The organism is Acidovorax sp. GW101-11A03, from assembly GCF_059424825.1.
In genome coordinates, this window is the sequence record NZ_JBWKZU010000038.1 from 22,796 (window position 1) to 40,941 (window position 18,146).

The following is an 18,146-nucleotide window of genomic DNA, read 5'->3' on the forward strand; positions in this document are numbered from 1 at the left end:
GGGTGTATCAGCGCGTTTCACGCAATCTGGCTACATTCCTGCGCATGCATATGAATACTCCCAAACTGTCCATGTTCCAGGTGCTGGCCTGCGGTGCGGCCATCGTGACACTGTCCATGGGCATCCGCCATGGCTTTGGCCTGTGGCTGCTGCCCATCACGCAAGAGATGGGCTGGACGCGCCAGTCGTTCGCGCTGGCCATCGCCATCCAGAACCTGTCCTGGGGCCTGATCGGCATTTTTGCGGGCATGGTGGCCGACCGGTTTGGTGCGTTCCGCGTGCTCATGGGCGGTGCCGTGCTGTATGGCCTGGGCCTGGCAGGCATGGCGCTGTCGCCCACGCCCACGCTGTTTGCACTGACGGCAGGCGTGCTGATTGGCGCCGCGCAGGCGGGCACCACCTATGCCGTGATCTATGGCGTGCTGGGGCGGCAGATTGCGCCCGAAAAGCGCTCCTGGGCCATGGGTGTGGCGGCGGCCGCGGGCTCGTTCGGGCAGTTCCTGATGGTGCCGGTCGAAGGCTGGCTCATCGCGGGTCTGGGCTGGCAGCAGGCGCTGCTGGTGCTGTCGATGGCCGTGTTGCTCATCGTGCCCCTGGCCTTTGGACTGCGCGAGCCGGGCTTCCAGGGCGTGGCGCCGGTGAAGCGCGAGCAAACCATCTTGCAGGCGCTGGGCGAGGCCTTCCGCTACCCCAGCTTCAACCTGCTGATGGCGGGCTACTTTGTGTGTGGCTTCCAGGTGGTGTTCATCGGCGTGCACATGCCCAGCTACCTCAAGGACCATGGCCTGTCGCCCCAGGTGGCCAGCTATGCGTTGGCGCTGATCGGGCTGTTCAATGTGTTCGGCACCTATATTGCAGGCGCGCTGGGTCAGCGCATGCCCAAGCGCCACATCCTTGCCTTCATTTACTTTGCCCGCGCGGTGGCGATCAGCATCTTCTTGCTGGTGCCGCTGTCACCACTGTCGGTGTACGTGTTCTCGGCGGTGATGGGCGCGCTGTGGTTGTCCACCGTGCCCCCTACCAACGCGACCATTGCGCAGATCTTTGGCGTGCAGCACCTGTCGATGCTGGGCGGCTTTGTGTTCTTCAGCCACCAGATCGGCAGCTTCCTGGGGGTGTGGCTGGGCGGCTATCTGTATGACGCCACGGGCAATTACGATATCGTCTGGTACATCGCCATCGGCCTGGGCGTGTTTGCCGGGCTGGTGAACCTGCCCGTCAAGGAAAGCCCCATCCAGCGTTCCGCCCCGCAGCCCGCCTGACCGGACCGCCTGATTGACCCACCATGCACCAACCATCTCCGCCCCCCACACCTCGGTCGCGCGCCCTGCGCTGGCTGGGCGGGGCCGTGGCCGTGTTGCTGTGCCTGGCGGTGTTTGGCATGTACACCATGCCCGAGTTCATGGTGATGCTCGCCGACCAGATGTGGGCCTGTTTCTGACGGCCACATCGGGTGATTTCAAGGCTTTTTTGGGCCTTTGCGCGCGCTGAAAAAGCCTTTATAGCTATAAATTAAATAGCACCATGCATGGCACTGAAGCTCCCTCCGCATGGGTCCGACGCTGGGCCCACCTGATTCCCCCCGGCAGCACGGTGCTGGACGTGGCCTGTGGCGCGGGCCGCCACCTGCGCTGGCTGCGCAGCCTGGGGCACCCGGTGGTGGGCGTGGACCGATCCGCCGAGGCCCTGGCCGCCTGCGACGGCCTGGGCGAGCTGCTGCTGGCAGACATCGAGAACGGGCCCTGGCCCCTGGCAGGGCGCCAGTTTGGCGCCGTGGTGGTCACCAACTACCTTTGGCGGCCGCTGCTGCCCACCATCGTGGACAGCGTCGCCGCCGGTGGCGTGCTGGTCTACGAGACCTTTGCCCTGGGTAACGAAACCGTGGGGCGCCCTGCGCGGCCCGAGTTCCTGCTCGCACCCGGCGAGCTGCTGGGCGCCTGCCAGGGGCTGCGCGTGGTGGCCTACGAAGACGGGTTCCTGGACGAACCCGCGCGTTTTGTGCAACGCATCACGGCCGTGCGGGAACTCCCGCGGCCTGGCGAGCCTTCCCGGCATCTTTTGTCCATCGCGGCTAGTTAGAATGCCCTTTTACCGTTTTTCACTGCGGACATGACCTCTTCCTCCGTGCCTCTTACCGGCAGCATCGTCGCCCTCGTCACCCCCATGCACGCGGACGGCAGCGTGGACTACCCCACCCTGCGCAAACTGATCGACTGGCATATCGCCGAAGGCACCGACTGCATCGGCGTGGTGGGCACCACGGGCGAATCGCCGACGGTCAATGTCGAAGAGCACTGCGAGATCATCCGCGTAGCCGTCGAGCAGGCCGCCAAGCGCGTGCCCATCATGGCCGGCTGCGGCGCCAACTCCACCGCTGAAGCCATCGAGCTGGCCAAGTTCGCCAAGAAGGTCGGCGCCGACAGCCAACTGCAGGTCGTGCCTTACTACAACAAGCCCACGCAAGAGGGCCAGTACCAGCATTTCAAGGCGATTGCCGAAGCCACGGGCGACCTGCCCATCGTGCTGTACAACGTGCCCGGCCGCTCGGTGGCCGATATGCAGCACGACACCGTGCTGCGCCTGGCCCAGGTGCCCGGCGTGATCGGCATCAAGGAAGCCACCGGCAACATCGAACGCGCCCAGTGGCTGATCCGTGACGTTCCCCAGGGCTTTGGCGTGTATTCGGGCGACGACCCGACCGCCGTGGCCCTGATGCTGTGCGGCGGCCACGGCAACATCAGCGTGACGGCCAACGTGGCCCCGCGCCTGATGCACGAACTGTGTGTGGCCGCCCTGGCAGGCGATGCACGCCGCGCCATGGAAATCCAGTTCAAGCTGATGCCCGTGCACAAGAACCTGTTCGTCGAAGCCAACCCCATCCCGGTCAAGTGGGCCATGGCCCGCATGGGCCTGTGTGGTGGCACCATGCGCCTGCCCATGACGCCGCTGACCAGTGGCAACGAAGCCGTTGTCGAAGCTGCACTGCGCAGCAGCGGCCTGCTGGCCTGATCCAACCCGGGCCACGCCCGGCTCCCTGAGACACTTCTTCCCGAGGATTTCCGCGTGAAAGCTGCTACCACCCGCCTGAGCCTGCTGGCCCTCGCCATGGCCCTGTCCGCCTGCGCCGCCCTCGAAGGCGACAAGATCGACTACAAGAGCGCCGCCAAGGGCTCGACCCTGGAAGTCCCGCCTGACCTGACACAGCTGTCGCGCGATTCGCGCTATGCCGTGCCAGGTGGCCCGGTATCGGCCGCCGCCCTGCAGGCGGGCCAGGCCGCGCAGCCCTCCGGCACGGCCAACGCCGCCGCCCTGCAGCTGGGCGATGTGCGCATCGAGCGCGACGGCAACCAGCGCTGGCTGGTGGTCAACCGCCCCGCCGACAAGCTCTGGGAGCCCGTGCGCGACTTCTGGCAGGAAAACGGCTTCAACCTGACCCAGGCCGAGTCCAACGTCGGCATCATGGAAACCGACTGGGCCGAAAACCGCGCCAAGCTGCCGCAGGACTTCATCCGCTCCACGCTGGGCAAGATGCTGGATTCGCTGTACTCCACCGGCGAACGCGACAAGTTCCGTACCCGCCTGGAGCGCAATGCCAATGGCGGCACCGAGATCTACATCAGCCACCGCGGCATGATCGAGGTCTATGGCACCACCACCAAGGACAACACGGTGTGGCAGCCCCGCGCCTCCGACCCGGAGCTGGAAACCGAATTCCTGCGCCGCCTGATGGTCAAGCTGGGCGTGAGCCAGGAGCAATCCCGCGCCATTGCCGCCGCCCCGGCGCCGCGCGCGCAGACAGCGCGCATGGCCACCGTCAACAACCAGCCAGTGGTGCAGCTGGACGAGGGCTTCGACCGCGCATGGCGCCGCGTGGGCCTGGCGCTGGACCGCACCGGCTTCACGGTGGAAGACCGCAACCGCAACGAAGGCACGTACTTCGTGCGTTATGTGGCCCCCAACGCCGACAAGAAGGAACCCGGCTTCTTCGGCAAGCTGTTCAGCAGCTCCTCGGCCGCCACACCTCCGCTCAAGTACCGCATCGTGGTGCGCAGCCAGGGTGAGTCCACCACCGTGTCCGTGCTCAACGCAGCAGGCGCCCCCGAAACCTCGGCCAATGCCGAGCGCATCGTGCGCGTGATCACCGACGACCTGAAGTAACAAACCAGGGCGCTCCCACACCACCACCCTGCCCTGGGCTCCCGGCCCCTGGCAGGGTGTGTTTTTTGAAGCCGCCGTCCGCCCCCGCCCACCACTATTCCATGCTGCGCTTCAAGAATCTGGGCAGCGGCAGCACGGGCAACGCCACCGTGGTCGAAGGCTGCAGCGGTGGGCACACCCACCGCCTGCTGATCGACTGCGGGTTCGGCATCCGCCAGCTGCAAGCCCGGCTGGCCCAGGCCCATCTGCAGCCTGAAGACCTCGACGCCGTTTTCATCACCCATGAACACTCCGACCACATCGGCTGCGCCCAGGCCCTGGCCGTGCGCTACCGCATTCCGGTGTGGATGAGCGAAGGCACCCATGCAGCCCTGGGGTTCCCGGACTTCGACGGCTTGCTGCATGTCGCGCGTGACATGCAAGCCGTGGACCTGGGCAGCTTCCAGGCCCTGCCCTTCACGGTGCCCCACGACGCCCGAGAGCCGCTGCAGCTGCGCTGCTCCGACGGCAACGCCCACCTGGCCGTGCTGACCGACCTGGGGCACGCCAGTGTCCATGTGCTGGAGCAGCTCCAAGGCTGCCATGCCCTCCTGATCGAGGCCAATCACGACCCCGGCCTGCTGCAGGCCTCGCGCTATCCGCCCTTTCTGAAGCGCAGGGTGGGCGGCCCCTACGGCCACCTGGCCAACGCCGCCACGGCCGAGATCCTGCGCGCGGTGCAACACGCGGGCCTGGGACAGGTGGTGGCCGCCCACCTGAGCGCACAAAACAATGCCCCTCGCCTCGCGCAAGAGGCCCTTGCCGCAGCACTGGGTTGGCTGGCCGAGGACATCATCGTGGCCAGCCCCACCCAGGGGACCGACTGGCTGGGCGTGGGCGATAGCGCCCCGAGCCGCTGACCAGGCTTGGCCAGGGGCGGTCAATCCCCCACCACAGACAACAAAAGCAAAAAAAAGCCCCGGACCTTGCGGTGCGGGGCCGTGACACAGGCCGACACAGGGTCAGCCCGGAGCCTGCAGCGATTTACTTGGCTGCGGAAGCGCCGGTAGCGGCGGTGGCAGCAGCGTCAGCAGCGGCCTTGGCAGCGTCGGCAGCTGGAGCAGCGGCGGCGTCAGCAGCAGGAGCGGCGGCAGGGGCTGCAGCTGCGTCGGAAGCGGCAGGAGCGGCTGGTTCGGCGGCAGGAGCGGGCGCAGCGGCAGGAGCTTCCACGGGTGCGGGAGCAGGTGCTGGAGCGGGCTCTTCCTTCTTGCCACAAGCGGCGAGTGCAGCAGCAGCGATCAGGGCGGCCAGAACGAGAGAGTTCTTCATTTCGATTTTCCTAGTTGGACAGACAGAATCTTGAAAAGCCACGGCGTCAGGCCCTCGGAAGCCCTGGTACGCATTGGCACAAAGCGTTGATTTGCACCTTTTTGGCGCAACCATTGATTATATTGATTTTTAGTCAATACTGACTAACACTGACGAAAGCTTTACACCAGCTTGACTTCGCGCATGGGACGCGAAGCCGTGGTGGCCTTGCCACACAGCAGCCCGCCCTGCCCGCCCCATCCGGGCTGCTTGCAACGCGGCGGTCTACAGGCCCAGCGTGGTCGAGGGAAACCCAGGGGTGCTCTTGCTGCGCACCCATTCATTGAGCGACTCCCGCAACAGCACCCGGCGATCGGGCTCGCTGCCCGACACCCCCACGCAGCGCTCCGGGTCAAGCCGGTGCATGACCCACTGCGGCGACCACAGAGCGCTGGGCAGGTCCAGGGGGTCGGCCGCCGGGCTGCGGCGGCAAGTGATGATGTGGTCCCAGGTGCCGCGCCAGCGCACAAACCGGGCATGGCGCCGGATCACGTCGTCATAGCTGCAGGCCAGCATGGTGAAACGTCGGCCGCTGTGGGCCCAGGCCTGCAGGGATTCGACCACGCCGCGCTCGCCCAGCGGCCAGTCGTGGAAATGGGCATCGCTGATCACAATCTCCTGCCAGCCATCCCGCGCCGCCGTGGCGAAGGCATCGCGCACCATCTGCTGGAACGCGTCCCGGCCACTGAACCGCCCGGTGGGCAGGTCGTGCAGAGGCTCGGGCGAAGGGGCTGCCATATCGGTCATCACGGACTCCTGATCAGTGGCTGCCCGTCCAGACATGGGCCCAGCCTGCATCGCACCAGGAGGACAGCAGCTCCAGCGCATCGTCGCTAGCGCGGGCCAGCTCGCGCGCCGTCAGCTGGCGCTCGTCAGCCAGACGCCGCATCAGCGTGGCATCGCGCCCGGCGGCGCGGTAGCTTTCGCCATTGATGAAGATGTGCTGCGCGTCGTACATCATGCGGCTCTTGCGGTCCAGGCGCACGCCTTCCAGCATCACGCCCGCATCCCCGGGCTCGAACCACACGCTGGGCTTTGGCTCGGTGAGGTATTCACCGAGCGCGCGCTCCAACACCAGGGGCTGTGCCAACGCGCGGGCGAGCGCCTCGCGCGCAAACTCATACAACCCTGCCGGAATGTGAGCAGGCTGCGCAACGGCCTCCTGGCCAGCATCCCGATAGAGCAGCGGTTTGTCCTCGTCGGCATCCCCGGCATCTTCCGCCAGACGCACCAGCAGTTCCTGGGCCAGCTCTGCACGCGCCGGGGCACGGAAACCGATGGAATAGGTCATGCACTCACCTTCGGCAATGCCGTCATGGGCATAGCGTGGCGGCAAGTACAGCATATCGCCCGGCTCCAGCACAAACTCTTCTTCCGGTTCGAACTGCGCCAGCACCTTGAGGGGAATGTCGTCGCGCAGCGTCAAGTCCTTCTGGCGGCCAATGCGCCAGCGGCGCTTGCCATGGGCCTGCAGCAGAAAGACGTCGTAGCTGTCGAAATGCGGCCCCACGCCACCGCCATTGCTGGCATAGCTGATCATGAGATCGTCCAGCCGCGCCTCGGGCACAAAACGAAACTGCTGCATCAGCGCATGGACCGCATCGTTGTGCAGATCCACCCCTTGCACCAGCAAGGTCCAGTCGGGTTGCTGCAATGCAGGCAACGCACGGCGGTTGAAGGGGCCGTGGCGCAGCTTCCAGGTACCCTTGACCAATTGCACCAGGCGCGACTCCACGCCTTCCTGGGCAGCCAGAGCAAACAGCTCGGAACGCAACACGGGCGGCGCAAACCGGGGGATGGCCTGGCGCACCAGCAGCGGCTTTTTCTGCCAGTGGCGGCGCATGAATTGCGCGGGGGTGAGGCCACCGAGCAGGGAAAGGGGTTGCTGGATATCCATGGAAAAACAGGGCCCCTGGGCGGGGCGGTTGGTCAAACTGCGACAATTCTCCTATGGAAATTACCCAACAATGTGTGGTCGCTCTGACCTGGACGCTCAAGGACACGCTGGGCGAAGAATTGGATGTGCTCGATGAGCCCGTGGAGTTTTTGGTCGGCGGCGACGATCTCCTGCCCCGCATCGAAGAGGCGCTGCAAGGCCACGGCCCTGGTGCCAGCCTGGCGCTGCACCTCGAACCCGAGGATGCGTTTGGCGACTTCAACGACCAGCTGCTGTTCCTGGAACCCCGTGCGTTGTTCCCCGCAGAAATCGAAGAAGGCATGACGTTTGACGGGATGGCCCTGCCGGAAGGCTGCAACCCGGATGCCCCCCGCACCGCGCTCTACACCGTGGCTGAGATCTACCCTGAACATGTGGTTCTGGACGGCAACCACCCTCTGGCGGGCATCGCCCTGCGCCTGCAGCTCACCGTACAGGCCGTACGCGAAGCCACCGAGGAAGAAATTGGCCGCGGCACAGCCGGTACGGGCTTCTTTCGCGTGCAACCCCAGGCGCCCGGCAGCTCAATGCTGCACTGAGCCTCCTGCGGCAAGGCTCCCATAAGTACACGGGCGCTCTGAAGAAATTCACAGCGCCCGTTTTCCTTCAGCCCTTCAACTCAAAGGCGCGAGATCTGGCCGTTGTACAGGCGCACGCGGTCACCAATGCGCAAATCGCCTGGGCTGCTCACGTCGTACACGCGGTAGCCACCCTGGTCCAGGTGGATGGACAGGCGGTAACCCTGCACGTACTCCTGGTTGTTGCGCCCCTCAATGGCGTTGCCAGCCACGGCGCCGCCGAGCACGCCCACCGCCGTGGCGGCCGCACGGCCCGAGCCCTTGCCCACCTGGTTGCCCAGGACACCGCCAACCACGGCACCGAGCACGGCCCCTGCGCCAGAGGTTTGCCCCTGAGAGCGCCCCTGCATCACCTCGATGTTCGACACGCGGCCATACTCGGTACCCACTGGGTTGTTGGGGTAGGCCGGTGCGGTCTGGTAGCCGCTGGAATAGCCCCCCGAATACTGGGGAGCGGGCGCCGGGCGGTTGTGGCCACAGGCGGCCAAAGATCCAGCCAGGACAACCACGCCAGCAATGGCGAGAGGGCGGCGGGTGAATTGCAGCATTTCAATCTCCTGAAGTCATGAGAGCCAGTCCGGGGCAAACTGCCAAAGCTACATACACAGCAGGCACCCCAGACACATGGTTGATTGGAACAACGCGGCAGGGTTCTGCCGCGTAGACACATGGCCCCATGCCGTGTCGGTAACAGAGACGCAAAAAAGTAAGCGCCGTCTTACAAATGCCGCGCCAACCCGGTGGCGCCGTGGACGTCAGGCCTTGCCCGTCGAGCCGTAGCCGCCTTCACCCCGCTCGGTGGCCTCAAACTCGGTGACGATGTTGAACTGCGCCTGCACCACCGGCACGATGACCAGTTGGGCCAGGCGCTCCATGGGCTCCAGCGTGAAGGCCACATTGCTGCGGTTCCAGGCGCTCACCATGAGCTGCCCCTGGTAGTCGCTGTCGATCAAACCCACGAGGTTGCCCAGCACGATGCCATGCTTGTGACCCAGGCCGGAGCGCGGCAGGATCAGGGCGGCGTACCCCGGGTCCTTGATGTAGACGGATATGCCGGTGGGCACCAGTTGCCATGCATTGGGCTGCAAGGTGAGCGGCGCATCAAGGCAGGCCCGCAAGTCCAGCCCAGCGCTGCCGGGCGTGGCATAGGTGGGCAATTGGTCCGCCATGCGCGGATCCAGAATCTTCACGTCAATCTTCACGGTTGTTTCTTCTTTCCAGTTGTGCGCTGCTGGGCCACTTGCCGCAGACGCTCCTGCAAGGGTTCCACGCCTGACGCGACCCCGGGGGCTGCGGATGATAGGGCCTTGGGAGCCACTTCCATCAAACGCCCCAGCCCCCACCAGATGGCCGCCATGACCGCCAGCCCCGGCAAAGACCCTTGGCTGAACATGAACAACGCCACCCCGTGCAACGCAATCAACACCAGCAGCACGGCGCGCACCGCACGCACAACACCCAGCAAAGGCTTCAGAACCAGCGCGAGATCCGGCGGAACCGACTGGGACACCGGGCGCCCCCCAGCTGCCGCAGCGGGCTTCTGGGCGGCAGTGGAGCCAGGCGCTGGAGTCTGCGTGCCTCGGACAGGTGCTGGCGCAGTCAGCCGCTCCACATAACGCGCAAAGTCGCCATCGGGCGGCGTGTCCCATTCAGGCTTGGTAGCACCAGTCTTCATACAGCCTCCCGGCAAAGACCCCTACGACCCCAAAGGCGGCAATCGCGCCGCAATCTCCCCCATCAGCTGCTGGGCCAGCACGCGTTTGGAGGCCCGGGGCAGCTCGCGGTGCCCCTGAGCGTCCACCAGCAACAAGGCATTGTCATCCTGCCCGAAGGTGGCCGGGCCGATGTTGCCCACCAGCAGGGGCACCCCCTTGCGCACGCGCTTGGCCGTGGCGTGGGCCAGCAGGTCATGGCTTTCGGCCGCAAAGCCCACGCAGAACAGGTCGCCCTGCAGGGCATGTGATGACTTGGCCACCGTGGCCAGGATGTCCGGGTTCTCGACAAACTCCAGGCTCGGTGTCTGGCCTGAGCCGTCTTTCTTGATCTTCTGTGAGGACTGGCTGGCAGGCCGCCAATCCGCCACGGCAGCCGTGGCAATGAACACCGACGCCGCCTGCACATTCCGCTGCACGGCCGCCAGCATCTCCTGGGCCGACTGCACATTCACACGCTGCACCCCACGGGGCGTAGGCACATGCACGGGCCCGGCCACCAGTGTGACATCTGCGCCCGCCTCGCGGGCGGCACGCGCAATCGCAAAGCCCATTTTTCCGCTCGACAGGTTGGTGATGCCCCGCACCGGGTCGATGGCTTCAAAGGTGGGGCCCGCCGTCACCAGCACCCGGCGCCCGGCCAGCGTCTTGGGGGTGAAGAAGGCGATCAGCTCCTCCAGCAGCTCCTCGGGCTCCAGCATGCGGCCATCGCCCGTTTCGCCGCAGGCCTGGTCGCCATTGCCCACGCCCAGCACCACGGCACCATCTTGCGCCACCTGGGCCAGGTTGCGCCGGGTGGCAGGATGGGCCCACATTTCGCGGTTCATCGCCGGGGCCAGCAGCAGGGGCACCGATTGCGCCGGGCGGGCCAGGCACAACAGGCTGAGCAACTCGTCCGCCCGCCCCTGTACCAGCCGCGCGATGAAATCTGCGCTGCAGGGCGCAATCAGGATCGCATCGGCCTCACGGCTCAGGTTGATGTGGGGCATGTTGTTCGGCTCACGGGCATCCCATTGCGAGCCATACACGGTGCGGCCCGACAGGGCCTGCATGGTCACCGGCGTGATGAATTGCGCGGCCGCTTCGGTCATCACCACCTGCACGGTGGCCCCTTCCTTGATGAGCTGGCGGCACAGATCGGCTGCCTTGTAGCAAGCCACGCCCCCACTCAGACCCAGAACAATGTGTTTGCCAGCAAGCTCATTCATGGGGCGAATTTAGCAGACGGGGGTGACCCTCCCCCCGGGGGTGTCGCCGGGGTGCCATCTATAATCCCAATTTCCCACCACCAAAAAAGACATGACCAAATTTGTCTTCGTCACCGGCGGTGTGGTGTCTTCCCTCGGTAAGGGAATCGCCTCAGCCTCCCTTGCCGCGATCCTCGAATCGCGGGGACTCAAAGTCACCCTCATCAAGCTTGACCCCTACATCAACGTAGACCCGGGCACCATGTCGCCGTTCCAGCACGGCGAGGTGTTTGTGACCGACGACGGCGCAGAAACCGACCTGGATCTGGGCCACTATGAGCGTTTCATCGAAACGCGCATGAAGAAAACCAACAACTTCACCACGGGCAAGATTTACCAGTCTGTGCTGGAGAAGGAGCGTCGCGGCGACTACCTGGGCAAGACCGTGCAGGTCATTCCCCATGTCACCAACGAAATCCAGGAATTCATCAAGCGCGGCGCCGGCATCGGCACGCCCGATGCCGTGGATGTGGCCATCGTCGAGATCGGCGGCACCGTGGGCGACATCGAATCGCTGCCCTTCCTCGAAGCGGTGCGCCAGATGAGTTTGCGCATGGGCCCGAACAACGCGGCCTTCGTGCACCTGACCTACCTGCCCTGGATCGCGGCAGCGGGCGAGCTCAAGACCAAACCCACCCAGCACACGGTGCAGAAGCTTCGCGAGATCGGTATCCAGGCCGACGCACTGCTGTGCCGTGCCGACCGCCGCATCCCTGAAGAAGAGCGCGCCAAGATCTCGCTGTTCACCAACGTGCCCGAATGGGGCGTGATCAGCATGTGGGACGTGGACACCATCTACAAGGTGCCTCGTATGCTGCATGAGCAAGGCCTCGATGGCCTGATCTGCGACAAGCTGCGCCTGAACACCCCGCCCACCAGCCTCAAGCGCTGGGACGACCTGGTGTATGAAACCGAACATCCCCAGGGAGAAGTCACCATTGCCATGGTGGGCAAGTATGTGGACCTGTCGGACAGCTACAAGTCCGTGAACGAAGCCCTGCGCCACGCTGGCATGCGCAACCATGTGCGCGTGAAGATCGACCATGTCGATTCCGAAACCATCGACAGCGCCGACGCAGCCGCCAAGCTGGCCCAGTACGACGCCATCCTGGTGCCCGGCGGCTTCGGCCAGCGTGGTGTGGAAGGCAAGATCGCCACGGCCCAGTTCGCCCGCGAGCGCAAGGTGCCCTACCTGGGCATCTGCCTGGGCATGCAGGTGGCCACCATCGAGTACGCGCGCCATGTGGCAGGCCTCGCCAACGCCAACAGCACCGAGTTCGACCCCACCACGCCCCACCCCGTGATCGCCCTGATCACCGAGTGGAAGGACGCTGACGGCACCATCAAGACCCGCGACGAGAACTCCGACCTGGGCGGCACCATGCGCCTGGGCGCACAAAGCTCGGATGTGTCCAAGGACACGCTGGCCCACAGCATCTACGGCGACGTGGTGACCGAACGCCACCGCCACCGCTACGAAGCCAACGTGAACTACCTGGACCAGCTGCGCAAGGCGGGCCTGGTGATCTCGGCACTGACGCAGCGCGAGCAGCTCACCGAGATCGTGGAGCTGCCGCAAAACGTCCACCCCTGGTTCATCGGCGTGCAGTTCCACCCCGAGTTCAAGTCCACGCCCTGGAACGGCCACCCGCTGTTCAACGCCTTCATCAAGGCGGCCGTGGAACACCAGCAAGCCGCGAAAAAAGCCTAAGGGGACCTCACCATGCAGCTGTGCGGATTCGACGTTGGCCTTCAACATCGCTTTTTTCTGATCGCGGGCACCTGCTCCATTGAAGGCCTGGAGATGTCACTCGACGTTGCGGGCCAGCTCAAGGAAGCCTGTGCGCCGCTGGGCATTCCGCTGATCTACAAGGGCTCGTTCGACAAGGCCAATCGCTCATCGGGCACCAGCAAGCGTGGTGTGGGGCTGGAAGTCGGCCTGAAGATCCTCGACGAAGTGCGCCGCCAGCTGCAGCTGCCCATCCTGACCGATGTGCACGACACCTCGCATGTGGCCGAGGTGGCCAGCGTGGTCGATGTGCTGCAAACGCCTGCCTTCCTGTGCCGCCAGACGGATTTCATCCGTGCGGTGGCGCAAAGCGGCAAGCCGGTGAACATCAAGAAGGGCCAGTTCCTTGCGCCCTGGGACATGAAGAACGTCATCGACAAGGCCCGGTCTGCAGCGGCCGAAGTAGGCCTGTCGGAAGACCGCTTCCTGGCCTGCGAGCGCGGTGTGAGCTTTGGCTACAACAACCTCGTGGCGGACATGACCAGCCTGGCCGAGATGCGCAACTCCGGCGCACCCGTGGTGTTCGACGTGACCCACTCGGTGCAAAAGCCTGGCGGGCTGGGCGCCGTGAGCGGCGGCGCGCGCGATATGGTGCCGGTGCTGGCCCGCGCCGGTGTAGCCGTGGGCGTGGCAGGCCTGTTCATGGAAACCCACCCCCGCCCCGCCGAAGCCTGGTCGGACGGCCCTAATGCCGTGCCGCTCAAACACATGAAGGCGCTGCTCGAAACGCTGGTGGCGCTCGACGAGGTCACCAAGAAAAACGGATTCCTCGAAAACAACTTTGGAGCTTGAGACATGAGCAGTGGTTACGTCATCGCATCCGTCACCGTCACCAACCCTGAGCAGTACGAAGAGTACAAAAAGTGGAGCACGCTGGCCATGCAGGCGCATGGTGCAGAGGTGTGCATTCGCGGCGGCAAGGTGGAAGTGCTGGAAGGCGACTGGAACCCCGGCCGTACCGTGCTGCTCAAGTTCCCGAGCTTCGAGGCCGCGCGCGCCTTCTACGACACCCCCGAGTACCAGAAAGCCAAGGCCGCCCGTGAAGGCGCGGCCATCATGCGCATGGTGTGTGTCGAAGGCGTCTGAGAAAGCGATGACTTGCTCACGCTGGTCGGGTTGTACCCGGTTCGTACCTGCAGACTGATTCCACTATCAAATCAGTAGCATAAAATGACTACAGACGCGCCCGAACGGCCATTTTTCCATTTGGCCTGAACACGCAAAGCCCGTCCGCCCGTCTGAATGAATTTCAAAAACCTCAAGGAAAATCATGAGTGCCATTGTTGACATCGTAGGCCGCGAAGTACTGGACAGCCGCGGCAACCCCACCGTCGAATGCGACGTGCTGCTGGAATCGGGCGTGATGGGCCGCGCCGCCGTGCCCTCGGGTGCCTCCACCGGCAGCCGCGAAGCCATTGAAATGCGCGACGGCGACAAAAGCCGCTACCTGGGCAAAGGCGTGCTCAAGGCCGTGGAGCACATCAACACCGAGATCAGCGAAGCCGTGCTGGGCCTGGATGCCTCCGAGCAGGCCTTCCTGGACAAAACCCTTATCGACCTCGACGGCACCGAGAACAAGAGCCGCCTGGGCGCCAACGCCATGCTGGCCGTGTCGATGGCCGTGGCCCGCGCCGCCGCCGAAGAATCCGGCCTGCCCCTGTACCGCTACCTCGGCGGCATGGGCAGCGTGCAATTGCCCGTGCCCATGATGAACGTGATCAACGGCGGCGCACACGCCAACAACAGCCTGGACCTGCAAGAGTTCATGATCATCCCCGTGGGCGCCCCCACCTTCCGCGAAGCCGTGCGCTGGGGTGCCGAAGTGTTCCACGCGCTCAAGAAGATCATCCACGACAAGGGCATGAGCACCGCCGTGGGCGACGAAGGCGGCTTTGCCCCCAGCGTCGAGAACCACGAAGCGGCCATCCGCCTCATCCTGCAAGCCATCGAAGCGGCGGGCTACACGGCCGGCGAGCAGATCGCCCTGGGCCTCGACTGCGCCGCCAGCGAGTTCTACAAGGACGGCCACTACGTGCTGGAAGGCGAAGGCGGCCTGAAGCTCACCGCCCAGCAATGGACCGACATGCTGGCCGCGTGGGTGGACAAGTACCCCATCATCAGCATCGAAGACGGCATGCACGAAGGCGACTGGGACGGCTGGAAGCACCTGACCGAACGCCTGGGCGACAAGGTGCAGCTGGTGGGCGACGACCTGTTCGTGACCAACACCAAGATCCTGAAGGAAGGCATCGACAAGCGCATTGCCAACTCGATCCTCATCAAGATCAACCAGATCGGCACGCTGACCGAAACCTTCGCCGCCATCGAGATGGCCAAGCGCGCGGGCTACACCGCCGTGATCTCGCACCGCTCGGGCGAAACCGAAGACAGCACCATTGCCGACATCTCGGTGGGCACCAACGCAGGTCAGATCAAGACCGGCTCGCTGAGCCGCTCGGACCGCATCGCCAAGTACAACCAGCTGCTGCGCATCGAGGAAGACCTGGGCGACATCGCACAGTACCCAGGCCGCGCTGCGTTCTATAACCTGAAATGAAGCTCCCCCTGAGCCGCTTCGCGTCGCCCCCCTCTCTTGCGGGAGGGGGACACACCCGGTGTCCCGGCCAAGCCGGTTCCACGGGTGCACTGGCGTGCAGCGCGCCCAGAACACAGGCATGGCCCGGTGCTGACGGCCCGGTGGCGCAGCACCGCGCAAGGGACTGAACCGCCACCATGGTCTCCCGCATCGTCCCCGTCATCCTGCTGGCCTTGTTGGGGGCGCTGCACGCCCAGCTCTGGCTGGGGCGGGGCAGCGTGCCGCGCGTGAACGAGATGCAGCGGCAGATTGATGCCCAAAAGGCGGCCAATGACCATGCCCGCCAGATCAATGCCCGCCTGACCTCCGAGGTCCACGACCTCAAGGAGGGGCTGGACATGGTGGAAGAAAAAGCGCGCAGCGAATTGGGCATGGTCCGGCCCAACGAGGTCTACGTGCAGTTCACGCCCCGCTGAGCGGCTGAACCGTCTTTTTTCCAGCGCGGCACTGGCTGCCAAGCCCGCCTCCTCGCGCTCCGCTGTCCGTGCCCACGCCCCCCGCCCTCTTGCCCTCGATTGCCTTGTTGGGTGCCCCACACACGGGCGCCGAGGCACTGGCCCGGGCGCTGCGGGCGCGCATCCCGCCTGAATCGGCGCAGATTGTGGTGGTGCCAGCCGTGCTGGCCGCCCCGCCACAGGCGCAACCCGCGCTGCCCGCAGCCACACTCACGTTGCTGATGGGCCTGGACCTGCCCTGCCCAGCCGAAGACCGCGCTATCCAGGAAGCCTTCGACGCGCAGCTGCGCGGGGCCCTGCAGCTTGCTGGCGTGACCTATCGGGTGATCTACGGGCAGGATCGCACGCGGGTTGTCAATGCACTAAATGCTATTAAATTTATAGCATCAAATGCTTTCCAAATAGACGGAGAAGGGGTATTTGACGTAGAAAACGGGATGCGCGCTCAGCGGCTGCGCGCCTGGAACTGCGAAAAATGCAGCGACCCTGTCTGCGAACACCGCCTGTTCACCTCCCTGGTGGACCAGCGGCAAGCCCGCCCGGACTGATCCTTCAGGCCCTCAGCCCTCAGCGGGCGTTGATCCCGTCCTCTGCCAGTGAGCGCACCAGCCCGCGCTGCATTTCCTTCATCAGCAGCACCACCTGGCTGGAGCCATAGCGGTAGCCGCCGTTGAGCACCTGCACCGCTTTGTCCCATTCGCCTTGCTGGGCCAGCTCGACCAGGATGGCGGCCTGCTCATGGAAATACTGATAGCGCGCCACCAGCAACGGAAACGCGGGTTGGTCGCCCAGCACCTCGCCCCCCACGCCCTGCAGCCAGCGGCCCAGCACGCTGTGGTCCACACGGCGTATCAGGGCCGGGTCCAGCCCGACGGTGGTGCGGCCCTCCAGGTAGTCCATCAGGCGGGCTTTCCAGCGTTCATGGGCGTTGATGGCGGCGTCGATGTCCAGGGTGGCCAGCAGGCTGTCGCCACGGCGCGAGTCGAGCGCTGCGGCGCTGTCGAACAGCACCTGGGCGGGTGCGGCAGCAACAGCCGGAACGGCACGGCGGACTCCCAGAAAGCGACGCAGTAACTCCATGACACCCTCGGAACAGGTTTTCTCAGATTCATCAGCGGCGATATGCCGCTGCCACAGCGCACGCGGCGCCCCTGCCCCGCGCTGCAGCCGGAACAGGCGCCGCGCGATGGCCCATGAATCTTAGGCGGGGATGGAAAAATCGAATGTCAACGATGGTCAGCCATGCAAGGACCCTGCAGGCGGCCTCTGCACACTTGCAGAAGGCTGTTTGACTGCCCCTGGGACTTACTGGATGCCTGTGGGCCCCGGCGGCTGGCTGGCGGCGGGCGAGACAAAAATCTGCGCGGCATCCACCGCATCAAACCGGTACTGCTGGCCGCAGAACTCGCAGCCCACCTCGATGTCATCGCGCTCGGCCAGGATGCTCTCAGCCTCTTCGGCGCCCAGGTTGCGCAGCATGTTGCTGACGCGCTCGCGGCTGCAGGTACAGGCAAACCGCGGGCCGCTGGCGCCCTGCTGCGGCTCGAAGCGCAGCAGCTTTTCCTCCCAGAACAGGCGGCGCAGGATCGTGTCCACATCCAGCGTCAGCAGCTCTTCGCGCGTCAGGCTGGCTGCCAGGTGCGCAATGCGGTTGTAGTCCTCGTTGTGGCCGATCTGGTCTTCGTTCTCGCGGTGTGAGAGGCCCGCAGCCAGGTTGCCCTCGCCCTTGATGGGCATGCGCTGGATCAGCAGGCCTGCGGCCACCTGGTCGTTCGCGCCCAGCACCAGGATGGTGTCGAGTTGCTCGGACTGCAGCATGTAGTGCTGCAGCACGTCCGACAGACGTTCCAGCTTTTCATGGTGGTCGCCATGCAGCGGCACCACGCCCTGGTAGGGCTGCTGGCCGGGGTGGCGGTCCTTGGGGTCGAGCGTGATGGCGCAGCGGCCGCCGCCGCCCGCATTGACCATCTGGCTCAGCTTCGCGTCCGATGGCACCTCGCCATTCACCGTGGCGGTGGCGCGCAGGCTCAGGTCGGATTGCACTTCGGTCACGGCCAGCTTGACCGGACCGTCGCCAAACACCTGCAGCACCAGCGCGCCGTTGAACTTGATGTTGGACTGCATCAGCACACCGGCCGCCGCCATCTCGCCCAGCAGCTCGCTCACAGGTGCGGGGTAAGCGCCCGTGCCGGTGTTGCTGGCGCGGCGCCGCAGGATTTCGGTCCAGGCATCGGTCAGGCGCACGATCATGCCGCGCACGGGCAGGCCATCAAAAAGAAACTTGTGGAGTTCAGACACGCAGGGGTTCCAGGAAAAGTAAGGTGGCAG

General features: G+C 65.1%; 22 protein-coding genes. 13 read left to right on the forward strand and 9 right to left on the reverse strand.

Annotated features, from left to right (window positions below; all coding sequences use genetic code 11):
* Positions 1–44: 44 nt before the first annotated feature.
* From AC07Z7_RS16135 to AC07Z7_RS16160, 6 genes are all read left to right on the forward strand, one after another.
* Positions 45–1,262, forward strand: a complete 1,218-nt coding sequence (locus tag AC07Z7_RS16135) for an MFS transporter (protein WP_494766884.1) — start codon at positions 45–47, stop codon at positions 1,260–1,262.
* A 23-nt stretch (positions 1,263–1,285) separates the two neighbouring features.
* Complete coding sequence (locus AC07Z7_RS16140) at positions 1,286–1,441, forward strand: hypothetical protein (protein ID WP_494766885.1); 156 nt, start codon at positions 1,286–1,288, stop codon at positions 1,439–1,441.
* An 83-nt stretch (positions 1,442–1,524) separates the two neighbouring features.
* Positions 1,525–2,079, forward strand: coding sequence for a class I SAM-dependent methyltransferase (locus AC07Z7_RS16145; protein ID WP_494766886.1), 555 nt, complete (start codon positions 1,525–1,527; stop codon positions 2,077–2,079).
* A gap of 30 nt (positions 2,080–2,109) precedes the next feature.
* Positions 2,110–3,009 carry a 4-hydroxy-tetrahydrodipicolinate synthase gene (gene dapA, locus AC07Z7_RS16150; protein ID WP_494766887.1) on the forward strand — a complete coding sequence of 300 codons (900 nt, stop codon included), beginning with the start codon at positions 2,110–2,112 and terminating at the stop codon, positions 3,007–3,009.
* A 54-nt stretch (positions 3,010–3,063) separates the two neighbouring features.
* Positions 3,064–4,158: an NlpB/DapX family lipoprotein gene (gene bamC, locus AC07Z7_RS16155; RefSeq protein WP_494766888.1), complete on the forward strand. Its 1,095-nt coding sequence runs from the start codon at positions 3,064–3,066 to the stop codon at positions 4,156–4,158.
* 101 nt (positions 4,159–4,259) lie between these two features.
* Positions 4,260–5,057 carry an MBL fold metallo-hydrolase gene (locus AC07Z7_RS16160; protein ID WP_494766903.1) on the forward strand — a complete coding sequence of 266 codons (798 nt, stop codon included), beginning with the start codon at positions 4,260–4,262 and terminating at the stop codon, positions 5,055–5,057.
* 124 nt (positions 5,058–5,181) lie between these two features.
* On the opposite strand, the gene AC07Z7_RS16165 is transcribed toward AC07Z7_RS16160, so the two are convergent.
* The 3 genes from AC07Z7_RS16165 to AC07Z7_RS16175 form a co-directional block, all read right to left on the reverse strand.
* Positions 5,182–5,466 carry a hypothetical protein gene (locus AC07Z7_RS16165; RefSeq protein ID WP_094285769.1) on the reverse strand — a complete coding sequence of 95 codons (285 nt, stop codon included), beginning with the start codon at positions 5,464–5,466 and terminating at the stop codon, positions 5,182–5,184.
* Between the two features lie 264 nt (positions 5,467–5,730).
* Entirely contained in the window at positions 5,731–6,252 is a 522-nt protein-coding gene (locus AC07Z7_RS16170; protein WP_494766889.1) for a hypothetical protein, read from the reverse strand.
* Between the two features lie 13 nt (positions 6,253–6,265).
* Positions 6,266–7,402, reverse strand: a complete 1,137-nt coding sequence (locus AC07Z7_RS16175; RefSeq protein ID WP_494766890.1) for a JmjC domain-containing protein — start codon at positions 7,400–7,402, stop codon at positions 6,266–6,268.
* Positions 7,403–7,455: 53 nt separating this feature from the next.
* On the opposite strand from AC07Z7_RS16175, the gene AC07Z7_RS16180 reads away from it, so the two are divergent.
* Entirely contained in the window at positions 7,456–7,980 is a 525-nt protein-coding gene (locus AC07Z7_RS16180; protein ID WP_094285763.1) for an FKBP-type peptidyl-prolyl cis-trans isomerase, read from the forward strand.
* A gap of 80 nt (positions 7,981–8,060) precedes the next feature.
* Here AC07Z7_RS16180 and AC07Z7_RS16185 read toward each other — a convergent pair whose 3' ends face one another.
* The 4 genes from AC07Z7_RS16185 to coaBC form a co-directional block, all read right to left on the reverse strand.
* Complete coding sequence (locus tag AC07Z7_RS16185) at positions 8,061–8,567, reverse strand: outer membrane lipoprotein (RefSeq protein ID WP_094285761.1); 507 nt, start codon at positions 8,565–8,567, stop codon at positions 8,061–8,063.
* Between the two features lie 207 nt (positions 8,568–8,774).
* Positions 8,775–9,221 carry a dUTP diphosphatase gene (gene dut / locus AC07Z7_RS16190; protein WP_094285759.1) on the reverse strand — a complete coding sequence of 149 codons (447 nt, stop codon included), beginning with the start codon at positions 9,219–9,221 and terminating at the stop codon, positions 8,775–8,777.
* Positions 9,218–9,694, reverse strand: coding sequence for a hypothetical protein (locus tag AC07Z7_RS16195; RefSeq protein WP_252657885.1), 477 nt, complete (start codon positions 9,692–9,694; stop codon positions 9,218–9,220). The genes dut and AC07Z7_RS16195 overlap by 4 nt, the downstream gene beginning before the upstream one ends.
* A 21-nt stretch (positions 9,695–9,715) precedes the next feature.
* Positions 9,716–10,939 (reverse strand): bifunctional phosphopantothenoylcysteine decarboxylase/phosphopantothenate--cysteine ligase CoaBC, encoded by a 1,224-nt coding sequence (coaBC, locus tag AC07Z7_RS16200; RefSeq protein WP_494766891.1) that lies wholly within the window; start codon positions 10,937–10,939, stop codon positions 9,716–9,718.
* Positions 10,940–11,030: 91 nt separating this feature from the next.
* Here coaBC and pyrG point away from each other — a divergent pair, with 91 nt between their 5' ends.
* The 6 genes from pyrG to AC07Z7_RS16230 all read left to right on the forward strand — a co-directional run bounded on the left by pyrG (position 11,031) and on the right by AC07Z7_RS16230 (position 16,366).
* Complete coding sequence (gene pyrG / locus AC07Z7_RS16205; RefSeq protein ID WP_252657883.1) at positions 11,031–12,689, forward strand: CTP synthase; 1,659 nt, start codon at positions 11,031–11,033, stop codon at positions 12,687–12,689.
* A 12-nt stretch (positions 12,690–12,701) separates the two neighbouring features.
* Complete coding sequence (gene kdsA / locus AC07Z7_RS16210) at positions 12,702–13,559, forward strand: 3-deoxy-8-phosphooctulonate synthase (RefSeq protein ID WP_494766892.1); 858 nt, start codon at positions 12,702–12,704, stop codon at positions 13,557–13,559.
* 3 nt (positions 13,560–13,562) lie between these two features.
* On the forward strand, positions 13,563–13,853 hold the full coding sequence (locus tag AC07Z7_RS16215; protein WP_056640013.1) for a DUF1330 domain-containing protein: 291 nt from the start codon (positions 13,563–13,565) through the stop codon (positions 13,851–13,853).
* A 184-nt stretch (positions 13,854–14,037) separates the two neighbouring features.
* Positions 14,038–15,324, forward strand: coding sequence for a phosphopyruvate hydratase (eno, locus tag AC07Z7_RS16220; RefSeq protein WP_094285751.1), 1,287 nt, complete (start codon positions 14,038–14,040; stop codon positions 15,322–15,324).
* 176 nt (positions 15,325–15,500) lie between these two features.
* Positions 15,501–15,779, forward strand: a complete 279-nt coding sequence (locus AC07Z7_RS16225; protein WP_063462085.1) for a septum formation initiator family protein — start codon at positions 15,501–15,503, stop codon at positions 15,777–15,779.
* A gap of 68 nt (positions 15,780–15,847) precedes the next feature.
* Positions 15,848–16,366, forward strand: coding sequence for a hypothetical protein (locus tag AC07Z7_RS16230; protein WP_494766893.1), 519 nt, complete (start codon positions 15,848–15,850; stop codon positions 16,364–16,366).
* A 19-nt stretch (positions 16,367–16,385) separates the two neighbouring features.
* Here AC07Z7_RS16230 and AC07Z7_RS16235 read toward each other — a convergent pair whose 3' ends face one another.
* Positions 16,386–16,898: a CZB domain-containing protein gene (locus tag AC07Z7_RS16235; protein WP_494766894.1), complete on the reverse strand. Its 513-nt coding sequence runs from the start codon at positions 16,896–16,898 to the stop codon at positions 16,386–16,388.
* A gap of 225 nt (positions 16,899–17,123) precedes the next feature.
* Complete coding sequence (gene hslO, locus AC07Z7_RS16240) at positions 17,124–18,116, reverse strand: Hsp33 family molecular chaperone HslO (RefSeq protein WP_494766895.1); 993 nt, start codon at positions 18,114–18,116, stop codon at positions 17,124–17,126.
* Positions 18,117–18,146 lie beyond the last annotated feature (30 nt).

Coding starts and splice junctions, on each gene's coding strand:
- AC07Z7_RS16145 (WP_494766886.1), top strand. CDS start 1,525: ATGCATGGCACTGAAGCTCCCTCCGCATGGGTCCGACGCTGGGCCCAC.
- pyrG (WP_252657883.1), top strand. CDS start 11,031: ATGACCAAATTTGTCTTCGTCACCGGCGGTGTGGTGTCTTCCCTCGGT.
- AC07Z7_RS16225 (WP_063462085.1), top strand. CDS start 15,501: ATGGTCTCCCGCATCGTCCCCGTCATCCTGCTGGCCTTGTTGGGGGCG.
- AC07Z7_RS16160 (WP_494766903.1), top strand. CDS start 4,260: ATGCTGCGCTTCAAGAATCTGGGCAGCGGCAGCACGGGCAACGCCACC.
- coaBC (WP_494766891.1), bottom strand. CDS start 10,939: ATGAATGAGCTTGCTGGCAAACACATTGTTCTGGGTCTGAGTGGGGGC.
- AC07Z7_RS16235 (WP_494766894.1), bottom strand. CDS start 16,898: ATGGAGTTACTGCGTCGCTTTCTGGGAGTCCGCCGTGCCGTTCCGGCT.
- AC07Z7_RS16185 (WP_094285761.1), bottom strand. CDS start 8,567: ATGCTGCAATTCACCCGCCGCCCTCTCGCCATTGCTGGCGTGGTTGTC.
- AC07Z7_RS16195 (WP_252657885.1), bottom strand. CDS start 9,694: ATGAAGACTGGTGCTACCAAGCCTGAATGGGACACGCCGCCCGATGGC.
- AC07Z7_RS16140 (WP_494766885.1), top strand. CDS start 1,286: ATGCACCAACCATCTCCGCCCCCCACACCTCGGTCGCGCGCCCTGCGC.
- AC07Z7_RS16215 (WP_056640013.1), top strand. CDS start 13,563: ATGAGCAGTGGTTACGTCATCGCATCCGTCACCGTCACCAACCCTGAG.
- AC07Z7_RS16165 (WP_094285769.1), bottom strand. CDS start 5,466: ATGAAGAACTCTCTCGTTCTGGCCGCCCTGATCGCTGCTGCTGCACTC.
- AC07Z7_RS16180 (WP_094285763.1), top strand. CDS start 7,456: ATGGAAATTACCCAACAATGTGTGGTCGCTCTGACCTGGACGCTCAAG.
- dapA (WP_494766887.1), top strand. CDS start 2,110: ATGACCTCTTCCTCCGTGCCTCTTACCGGCAGCATCGTCGCCCTCGTC.
- eno (WP_094285751.1), top strand. CDS start 14,038: ATGAGTGCCATTGTTGACATCGTAGGCCGCGAAGTACTGGACAGCCGC.
- AC07Z7_RS16135 (WP_494766884.1), top strand. CDS start 45: ATGCATATGAATACTCCCAAACTGTCCATGTTCCAGGTGCTGGCCTGC.
- kdsA (WP_494766892.1), top strand. CDS start 12,702: ATGCAGCTGTGCGGATTCGACGTTGGCCTTCAACATCGCTTTTTTCTG.
- AC07Z7_RS16175 (WP_494766890.1), bottom strand. CDS start 7,402: ATGGATATCCAGCAACCCCTTTCCCTGCTCGGTGGCCTCACCCCCGCG.
- AC07Z7_RS16170 (WP_494766889.1), bottom strand. CDS start 6,252: ATGACCGATATGGCAGCCCCTTCGCCCGAGCCTCTGCACGACCTGCCC.